General features: G+C 30.1%; 1 protein-coding gene. It reads right to left on the bottom strand.

Features of this window, described 5'->3' with window-relative positions; translation table 11 throughout:
* Positions 1-199 precede the first annotated feature (199 nt).
* Positions 200-589, bottom strand: a complete 390-nt coding sequence (locus BAMA_RS23225) for a VOC family protein (protein WP_034644401.1) — start codon at positions 587-589, stop codon at positions 200-202.
* Positions 590-923: the final 334 nt, after the last annotated feature.

The following is a 923-nucleotide window of genomic DNA, read 5'->3' as shown; positions in this document are numbered from 1 at the left end:
CCCCACTGAGTGAAGTTTCACTTTATAGGAACTGATTTGAACCTTACTTTCAAAAAAGCAAGGTTTCTTCACTTTTAAAAGATTAAACAAAAATGTTTTCTTTACATAAAAATCCCTACAATATTTGTAGGGATAAAGAACAAAAAAATGTTTGTTAAGTTCTGTTATTACTAGCATTATTATTTTATAAAGTCTTGCTTTATCCGTTTGTATTCATTAGTACAATCCTCCAACCATCAGGGTCTTCTATTGTCGTTCCTTTTTCTTTCCAATATGGATTTTCTGGTTCAACTTCATAATATCCTATTTTATTTAACCTATTAGTTATCTTTTCGATTTCATTTTTATCAGGTATATAAAAAACAAGTAAGTTATCTTTTGTAGGAGCAGGACATGGACTCCCATTCACATGCCTTGTAAATTCTAAATGGTATTCTACATCAGGTAATCCAAACATTACCCCATCGTAACCTTCATGATTTTGAAACTCTCCTATGCGCTTTAAGCCTAATCCTTTTTCGTAAAAATTTATTACTTCTTCAAATTTATCTGTCGGCCTTGCAACTCTAAATTGAACCCAACTTTTCATACAAATCCCTCCTTATAAATTTAAAAGCTCCTATATTTCCCATTATAAATGAAAATATATTGTTTAATATCCCTCATTGGGGTTAGGATTAAATAAGACGAAAGACGTATACATCAGTGAATGATCCCTCTGTTCAAATCACTTTCTATTCAAAGGATTATTTTGTTGCAATTTCAATTAAACAACTTACTCTATGATCCACTATCCCCCTTCCTTTAAACCCTGTTGCTATTGATGTATTATTCATGTATTATTTAAGATAAATATTTCACTTTATCGTTTTGAAGAGAGGAGAGTACCAAAATCATGAAGAAAAAATCAATGAAATTTTTAT

The organism is Bacillus manliponensis (assembly GCF_000712595.1).
Lineage (GTDB): Bacteria > Bacillota > Bacilli > Bacillales > Bacillaceae_G > Bacillus_A > Bacillus_A manliponensis.
The sequence above is the reverse complement of the archived record's forward strand: the minus strand, read 5'-3'. Positions and strand labels throughout refer to the sequence as shown.